Genomic DNA, 7,482 nt, shown 5'->3' on the forward strand with positions numbered 1-7,482 from the left:
AGCCCGGTGGAAAGCCGTGCTCCCGGAGTGCGACCATCGGGAGCAAGCGGATCCGGGTTCAACAAAGCCGAAAGTTCCCCTGTTCTGCGTGCGACCATAGCGCCCGCCCCCACACGCCAAAATTCCGAAAATAACGTGACAGGATGCACTAGAGAGGGCCTGCAGCCACTTTCACCCTGCAGGCACCGGATTTATCAGCCGGCAGGTCCAGAAGGTGCATCATGGAAAGACCCGTTGAGAACGCCCGCTCGCTCTTCGACTACGATGCAGGGCAACCGCCCGGTGTCAGGGCGACCGGTATCGACGTGACGATCCGCAACCTTGCCTACCAGGCCGCCCCGGAACGGTGGGTCCGGGCCTACCTGGTGACCCCGGCAAGAGAGGAGGAGACGCGCTCCGCTGCCGTCCTCTTCCTCCACCCGGGGCCCGGTTCCCGCGCCACGTTCCTCGCCGAGGCCGTGGCCCTTGCCGGGATGGGTGCGGTCTCCCTGCTCGTCGACGCTCCCTGGGCCGCCGATACGGCAGCGACCTGGGGCCAGGCGGTTACGGACCCCGAGGAGGCGGTGCGGGAGCATATCAGGACGGTGATCGATCTGCGCCGGGGGCTAGACCTCCTTATAGCGCGGCCGAACGTCGATTCGGAGCGGATCGGTTTCGTGGGCCACAGTTTCGGGGCGCTTATCGGGGCGGTGCTCGCCGGCGTCGATCGGCGCCTTGCGGCCGCCGTCCTGATGGCGGGCACCGGGAGGTTTGCCGATGTCGCCGCCGTGAACCTGCCCGATCTGCAGGGCGAGAGGCTCGAGCGATACCGCCGGACGCTCGCGGAGATTGATCCGGCCGTATGGGTCGGCCGGGCCGGACCCGCTGCACTCCTCTTCCAGTCCGCTCTTCACGACGAGGTCATCACGGAGGAGCAGTCCCGGGAGTTCTTCGAGCGGGCAAGCGACCCGAAGTCGCTCGAATGGTACGACGCGGGCCACTACCTGGACGAAGAAGCCCGCCGCGACCGTATCGCGTGGCTGGGCAAGCAGCTCTCTCTGGAGCGGCGGAAGCCGGACGGTTCCGGTAGTGGTTCTCCGACCCCATGAGACGTTGTCTTTTGCTACAAACCCCTACATTTATCACACAAGGTAAAAATTATATCATATTAGGTTCTTACTAATACGTGGCCAGGCGACGATGGAACCTGCCTGCGCCTCGTCCGCCATACCCTGCGACGCGCTGCTGCACGTCCGTCATACACCCACCCAATCACTTTTTAGGACTCATTCGGAGATCCCGTCGAGAACCTTCTCGATCCGGTCCACCTTCGCCTCGATCCGCTCCATCGACTGCCGCAGCATCTGGAGTTCCCCGCCGGCCGCACCGCTCTTCTGTCCCGCCGCACTCGCGATCCGGTCTTCGATCCACTCCTTGAGCCTTACAACGATGATGAAGAGCAGCGTCAGAGCACCAAGATTAATGATAACGTAGACGGAGCCGGCAAGCACGGCATTCAAGGAGTTCGAATCGCCAAGCAAACCGGCGATAAGGCTGCTGATCACGAGCAGTGCGATGACGGCGCCCCACAGCACCTTCAGGTAGAGTTTCCACCTATCCTGTTTCATCCTTCGACCTCTCTAATGACATAATCACATCCAGGTTCAGCACCACCTCGAACGGTACCGCCCGGTAGCACCTCCGGAGGTACGGCGGCTCGTCCGACGTCCGGCTGACCCCCTCCGCAAGACCGAGCTTCTCGAGCTGCCGGAGATAAATGGCGGCCAGCGGCCGCGATATGCCGAGCTCTTCGGCAATCTCGCGGGCATACTTCTCTTCGGCCGCGATCGCCCCAAGTACGGCGAGCCGCTGCTCGTTTCCGAGCAGGGAGAGCAGCCGCGCCAGTTCGGGAAGGGTGCTGAAAGACAATGTCAACATGTGTTAATTATTTTTTTCACATATGAGTGTTGCGGTACGACGTCTCATACGCTGCCCGAGAGCTGCCTCGCCCGGGGCAACAGCCGACCTGCGGCACTACCCCGCACATCCCCAAAACCGGACTTCAATAGCGCTTTGCGCCCTGCTGCACAACAGTCAAGAACAGAAGAGATCGAAGGTCTGTACGCAGGATTTGCCACGAACAAAAGTAACAAGGTTTGATTCAACGGACTTCGGGGAGAACACCCCGGGGGGATGTGCCGCACCCCGGGGGATCATCTCGGTGGATCAGGATAGGTGGGTTGTAGGAGAGCCACTCAAGCGTCGGGAGGGCGCCGGCCCCCCCGCGTTACGCGTTCTCCCCGCCGGCATCGCCGGGCCGGGCAGGCTCTAGAGGACCCGTCCGGGAGTGCATCCGGTTGCGGATCCGGCCTTTTGCAGCGATGGCATCTGCATGGGCACCGCTGTTCCGGTGCTGGTGCTGCCCGCACCCGGAGTATTCGGGACAATCGCCGGAGTACGTTCCTGTGTGGTCCGACCGGAGGACGCTCCCGTGTCCGTCGCAGATGCCGGAAGCGCGACGGCGATGCCGGGAGAGCCGCTCCGGACCAGATTATGGCGTTGCCCCCCTGCGGTGGGAATGATTCCGCACCAGCATACATGACTCGGCCCGGCCGATGATATATTGCTACGGTGGCTGTGGTGGAAGGGTTGAACCGGTTGGTTCAATGCTTATGGCAGGTCTTCGACGAGATCCCTGATGCGCTCGAGCGCGAGCAGTGCATCCTCGCGTTTCCGGTCGACGGCGTGCTCCCCGGCAAACGCCAGAAAACAGGCGAGATCGTCAGGGTCTGCCTTTCCTTCGGCTGCCTCGACGACCGCATCGTAGGTCCGTTCGGGAAAATAGAGCCCGCGGGCGGCATCGAGAAGCGCCCGGGCCGTATCGGCGCCGATCACCCCACACTCCAGCGCCCGCTGGATGGTCGCCCGGATGTTCACGAGCGGTTCCGAGAGCGGGATGAACGTCTCCGGGTCGAAGAGGAGCGCCACCTCGTCATCGGCGACGAGCCTTCCCTCCCGGTAGGCCCGGTAGACCTCCCCGACACCCTCCATCCCGAGGCTGTCGAGCTCCGCGGCCCGGAGCGCTCCCATGCTGGAGGCGCCGACGACCCGCACCCCGACCCGGAGCGCGGCCAGGATCTCCCGGTGGGCGACGGCGCAGTCCTGGAAGAAGACGCCGTCGATGAGCCCGATGATCCGGGCTCCAGCGCGTGCGGCCTCCAGGATGTCGCCCCGTTTTGCCGGAGGACGGTAATCGGCGTCGAGAATCTCCCGGGCGGCCGCAGGGTCACAGCTGGGACCGAGGAAGACGACGACTCCGTGCATCACGGCACCTCCTTCCCATCCGGTCCTGGTCCATCGCGTACATCTCCAGCCCCGGCACGATCACCCGGACGACCGGGATGCCGATCTCCGGTCGGGTGAGATCGACCACGACCACCCGGGAGAGACCCGCCGCGCCGAGCCGGTCGACGACGTGGTTGATGTCGGTGAGGAAGTCGTCGCTGTCAAACGACGGCATGGCCGCAAACTGGATCGTTTCCGACTCCGCGAACCAGTGCCGGTTCAGCCGTTTCGTCCGGTCGTAGCCGATCCTCTTCCTGACGTCCGCCGTATCGGTGTCCTCCCGGGCGCCGTGGATCTGGGTCAGCCTGCTCTGCGCGACCTCCGTGAGCGCCCGGAGGACCGCGATCCCGGCGCTCGTGTGCGACCCCATGCCGATCGTGAGGAGCGTCGGGTCCCTGAGCACCACGTCGTCGGCCACCGCGGCCACCGTGGGGACCCCGATGTCGCTCGTGATGTCCCTGAGCGTAACCTCGACACCGGCGCTCCCGAACTTCGCGAGCAGGTCGGCGGCGAGCCCGTCGGCGACCCCCTCGATCCGTGGTCCGGTATTGCGGGTCACCTCCACGAGCGACCAGGCGTCGCGCTCGACCACCTCCATCAGGGCGTGGAAGGTCGCCTCCTCAAGGGTGTTGCCGGAAGCAAGCCCATTGGTGTTGGTCCGGAAAAGGCGGCCGCAGGTCACCGGGAGGGGGTGATACACCGCGTGGGCCGGGACGAGCACCTCCTCCTCCTGCACGATGTCGTATCCCCCGACCCAGGGGATCGCTACATCGGTCGGAACCCGGTCAGGGAGGATCAGGTCCGCCGGGTCGAGTGCGGCATTTTCGGCCGAGACCTCGCTGTACCTCCCGATCATCGGCTCCCGGTCGTCCATCTCTCCCGAGTAGCGCTCGATCCCCTCCATCATCGCCGAGACCTCCGCCTCGACGGGGGTGGCGCCTTTTCCGTTGTAGACCGATATCGCTCCCGCTTCGGCGGTCGGCCGGATGCTCGAGAAGACCGGGATCCCGATCCGGTCAAGGTTCGTGATGTCGGCGACACGGGTGATCCCCGCCGCCGGGAGTCTCGCCCGGGCCAGGCGGAGCGTCTCCTCGGGCGGAACCGTGCGCTGGGTCTCCATTGAGTAAGCCTTCCGGCACGACTGCAGCCGGATCATGCGTCGCCCCCGTGGGACTCTCCGGGAACCCAGCGCTCGCCGCCCTTCCCGATCTCCTTCTTCCAGATCGGCACGCTCTCCTTGATCCGCTCGAGGATGTACTCGCAGGCGTCGAAAGCCTCCTTCCGGTGGCCGGCCCCGACGACGATGAGGAGGATGTTCTCCCCGACCCGGAGCCGTCCGATCCGGTGGACGACCTCGACGGCCGCTATGGGGTATTTTGCAAACGCCTCATCGCGGATTGTCGCGAGTTCCTTTTTCGCGACCTCTTCGTAGGCTTCAAGCTCCATAACCTCAGTCCCGCCGTCGTCCCTGACGGTGCCGAGGAAGGTGACGAGAGCCCCCATATCAGGCCTCCTCACCCGGCCGATCACGGCATTCACATCAAAATTGTCTTCTGTTACACTGATCATCTCCGGTCTCCCCCGTCACCCGCCCGCAACCGGCGGGAAGAGCGCGACTTCGTCCCCGTCGGCGAGGGGGCGCGTCCCGGCCTCCGCACGCCGCACGCGCCTGCCGTTGTGCATCAGGATCACGTACGCCCGGAGATCTCCGTTTTCTTCAAAGAGCGCCTCCCCGGCCTGCTCCGAGGTCTCGCCGACCGCCGCAAGGAGCCGGCTCATCGTCGCCCCTTCGGGAACCTCCAGCATGAGATCGCCCCCGATCGCCTCCCGCAACCGGGCAAAAGTCCTGACCCGAACCTGCATTTTTTCATCTCCTCGAGTGCCGATCGATCCCGCACGCACCGCAGTCCTTCTGCCGATTGACCGGCAGCGTCGTCATGGTGGCGGCCCGTCCGTCCCAGACGAGAAGCCGGTCGGCGAGGAGGTCACCGGTGCCGGTGATGTACTTGATCGCCTCGTTTGCCTGGACAAGCCCGATGATACCGGGCGTGGTGCCGACCACGGGGATGACGTCCTCCCCGGGAGGGGCCACCGGGAATATGCATTCCAGGCAGGCCGTCCGGCCGGGGATGATCGTCGTCGCCTGTCCGTCGAATCCCCTGACCGCACCATGGATGAGCGGCACGCGGGCGCCGAGCGCCACCCGGTTGAGGATGTAGCGCGCCGCGAAGTTGTCGGTGGCGTCGACGATGAGGTCGGCCCCGTCCACGAGCAGAGCGGCGTTCTCTTCGTCGAGGGTTGCCCGGATCGCGACGACCGTAATCTCCGGATTCTGCGCCCGGAGTTTTTCGGCCGCCGACTCGACCTTCGCCCGCCCGACGTCACGGTCTCCGTGGAGCACCTGCCGGTTCAGGTTGGTCAGGTCCACGACGTCGCCGTCGACCAGCCGGACCTCCCCGACACCGGCGGCGGCAAGGTAGAGAGCGACCGGACAGCCGAGCCCGCCCGCGCCGACGATAACGACCCGGGCGTTCGCAAGCCGTTCCTGCGCCTCTTCCCCGAAGAACGCGATCTGCCGCCGATAGCGTTCCAGTTCCCGGTCCGTGAGCATCCCTGGCCAATCCTCCGCGCAGGTAAACACGCATTTATGTAGTGTCCCGGCCGATTTTAACGTTGTGATACCGTGAAGTTGCCGCTGCCCACGATGTCCGCCCATAGCGGCAGCGGGAAACACGGTACCCCCCAAGAACCGACCTTTTCTTGAGAAACGTATATAACTTTGATGATGGATACTCCGCACGAGCCTGCAGACGCACTGGAGCAGGGAGCGAGAGCATGACGACAGGGCTTATCGACGATAGGGAAACATGGGATGCGTTCGTGGACGAGAGTGCCTCAGGCCGCCTTTTCCATAAATGGGACTTCATGAAGATTACACAGAAGCACACCGGCTTTACGTTCCTCCCCTATGGGGTCTTCAAGGGCAACGAGTTGATCTGCATCTTCCCGCTCTTTGAAAAGCAGCTGCACGGGGTCAACATCCTCCTCTCCCCGCCTCCCCTCCAGTCGGTAGTGCCGTACCTCGGGTTCGTCATGGGCCGCCGCTACGATGCCGCCAAACAGAGCAAGAAGGAGTCGATGCTCCGGACCGTTGTGGAACACCTCGAGGACGAACTCGCGGCTCTGGCCCCGAACTACCTCGCCATAACCCAGGTTCCGGGGTTTATCGACGTCAGGCAGTTCCTCCGGGAGGGGTACGATGCCCGGATCCACTTCTCGTACGTCATCGACCTTGAGCCGCCGCTCTCCGAGATCTGGAACGGCTTCTCGTCCAACCTTCGCACAAAGCTCCGGAAAGTGGAGAAGAGCGGTTACCGCCTCGAGAAGAGCACCGACCTCTCGGCCTTCTACTCCACGGTCGCGGAGCGGTTCAGCGACCCGGAGATGAACATACCGATGATCAGCCGGGCCTACTTCGAGGACCTCTTCCGGGCGTATCCCGACGAACTCGGGCTTTACTACCTCTACGACGCTCTCGGTGTGGTGACGGGCGTGCAGGTTACCCAGGAGTATAAGACCTTCATCCTGTGGATGGGGGCTCCGAAGATGACCGCAATGCCCGGCAATGAGTTTCTGCAGTGGCTCCTCCTTCAGCAGGCGAAGGATGAGGGGTACCGGCAGATGGAGAATGTCGGGGCGAACAACGAGAACTTAAACATCTTCAAGTCCAAGTTCAACCCCTCTCTCACCCTCTTTCTGGAACTGAGCCGGGAGGACCTCTTCGGCAGGGTTGCACGGTGGGCCTACAGCACCATCGCTAACAAGGGTCCGGTGAAGCGCAAGGTCCTCTCGTACATCGAGTGACTACTCCTCGTTGTCATTTAAGTCTATGAATTCCCTTTCACGCCCTTCGCATCCCTCACGGCCTGCCTTCTGTGTGGAAGCATACCGATGAAAAACAGACCCCGGATGAGGGATCACCCCGGGAACGGCCTAGTTCCCCGGGTATGCCCCTGCAAGTGGACCGTGGGGGACTCGCACCTTCGCACCTCCGGTGCTCAAACTCCGTTCTGAAGGAACGTCGTTCTTCGGTGCTTGAGCTCCTGCCCTTCGGCCAGTCGCTTATCGCCTCGCGGGGGTGGGGCTGACGGGGAGGGG

The 7,482-nt window shown here is 63.8% G+C and carries 9 protein-coding genes; 2 read left to right on the plus strand and 7 right to left on the minus strand.

Going from position 1 to position 7,482, the window contains the following annotated elements; genetic code table 11:
- The first annotated feature begins 221 nt into the window (after window positions 1-221).
- A complete protein-coding gene (locus tag BRA62_RS06905; RefSeq protein WP_292365839.1) occupies window positions 222-1,088 on the plus strand; it encodes an alpha/beta hydrolase in 867 nt (288 codons plus the stop codon).
- Window positions 1,089-1,265: 177 nt separating this feature from the next.
- Here BRA62_RS06905 and BRA62_RS06910 read toward each other — a convergent pair whose 3' ends face one another.
- The 7 genes from BRA62_RS06910 to BRA62_RS06940 form a co-directional block, all read right to left on the minus strand.
- Window positions 1,266-1,607 (minus strand): hypothetical protein, encoded by a 342-nt coding sequence (locus BRA62_RS06910; RefSeq protein ID WP_292365840.1) that lies wholly within the window; start codon window positions 1,605-1,607, stop codon window positions 1,266-1,268.
- Complete coding sequence (locus tag BRA62_RS06915; RefSeq protein ID WP_292365841.1) at window positions 1,594-1,917, minus strand: ArsR/SmtB family transcription factor; 324 nt, start codon at window positions 1,915-1,917, stop codon at window positions 1,594-1,596. The genes BRA62_RS06910 and BRA62_RS06915 overlap by 14 nt, the downstream gene beginning before the upstream one ends.
- A gap of 732 nt (window positions 1,918-2,649) precedes the next feature.
- On the minus strand, window positions 2,650-3,303 hold the full coding sequence (locus tag BRA62_RS06920; protein ID WP_292365842.1) for a TfuA-related McrA-glycine thioamidation protein: 654 nt from the start codon (window positions 3,301-3,303) through the stop codon (window positions 2,650-2,652).
- On the minus strand, window positions 3,266-4,480 hold the full coding sequence (locus BRA62_RS06925) for a YcaO-related McrA-glycine thioamidation protein (protein WP_292365843.1): 1,215 nt from the start codon (window positions 4,478-4,480) through the stop codon (window positions 3,266-3,268). The genes BRA62_RS06920 and BRA62_RS06925 overlap by 38 nt, the downstream gene beginning before the upstream one ends.
- Window positions 4,477-4,893 (minus strand): molybdenum cofactor biosynthesis protein MoaE, encoded by a 417-nt coding sequence (locus BRA62_RS06930; RefSeq protein WP_292365844.1) that lies wholly within the window; start codon window positions 4,891-4,893, stop codon window positions 4,477-4,479. The genes BRA62_RS06925 and BRA62_RS06930 overlap by 4 nt, the downstream gene beginning before the upstream one ends.
- A gap of 15 nt (window positions 4,894-4,908) precedes the next feature.
- A complete protein-coding gene (locus BRA62_RS06935; protein ID WP_292365845.1) occupies window positions 4,909-5,187 on the minus strand; it encodes a ubiquitin-like small modifier protein 1 in 279 nt (92 codons plus the stop codon).
- A gap of 4 nt (window positions 5,188-5,191) precedes the next feature.
- Window positions 5,192-5,935: a HesA/MoeB/ThiF family protein gene (locus BRA62_RS06940; protein ID WP_292365846.1), complete on the minus strand. Its 744-nt coding sequence runs from the start codon at window positions 5,933-5,935 to the stop codon at window positions 5,192-5,194.
- 224 nt (window positions 5,936-6,159) lie between these two features.
- Between BRA62_RS06940 and BRA62_RS06945 the strand changes: the two genes are divergently transcribed.
- Window positions 6,160-7,188: a GNAT family N-acetyltransferase gene (locus tag BRA62_RS06945; RefSeq protein WP_292365847.1), complete on the plus strand. Its 1,029-nt coding sequence runs from the start codon at window positions 6,160-6,162 to the stop codon at window positions 7,186-7,188.
- Window positions 7,189-7,482: the final 294 nt, after the last annotated feature.

The organism is Methanoculleus sp. UBA208 (assembly GCF_002498065.1).
GTDB lineage: Archaea > Halobacteriota > Methanomicrobia > Methanomicrobiales > Methanoculleaceae > Methanoculleus.

Bases quoted from the DNA above. Each gene is read 5' to 3' on its own strand.
- BRA62_RS06905 (WP_292365839.1), top strand. From the start codon at position 222: ATGGAAAGACCCGTTGAGAACGCCCGCTCGCTCTTCGACTACGATGCA.
- BRA62_RS06910 (WP_292365840.1), bottom strand. From the start codon at position 1,607: ATGAAACAGGATAGGTGGAAACTCTACCTGAAGGTGCTGTGGGGCGCC.
- BRA62_RS06915 (WP_292365841.1), bottom strand. From the start codon at position 1,917: ATGTTGACATTGTCTTTCAGCACCCTTCCCGAACTGGCGCGGCTGCTC.
- BRA62_RS06920 (WP_292365842.1), bottom strand. From the start codon at position 3,303: ATGCACGGAGTCGTCGTCTTCCTCGGTCCCAGCTGTGACCCTGCGGCC.
- BRA62_RS06925 (WP_292365843.1), bottom strand. From the start codon at position 4,480: ATGATCCGGCTGCAGTCGTGCCGGAAGGCTTACTCAATGGAGACCCAG.
- BRA62_RS06930 (WP_292365844.1), bottom strand. From the start codon at position 4,893: ATGATCAGTGTAACAGAAGACAATTTTGATGTGAATGCCGTGATCGGC.
- BRA62_RS06935 (WP_292365845.1), bottom strand. From the start codon at position 5,187: ATGCAGGTTCGGGTCAGGACTTTTGCCCGGTTGCGGGAGGCGATCGGG.
- BRA62_RS06940 (WP_292365846.1), bottom strand. From the start codon at position 5,935: ATGCTCACGGACCGGGAACTGGAACGCTATCGGCGGCAGATCGCGTTC.
- BRA62_RS06945 (WP_292365847.1), top strand. From the start codon at position 6,160: ATGACGACAGGGCTTATCGACGATAGGGAAACATGGGATGCGTTCGTG.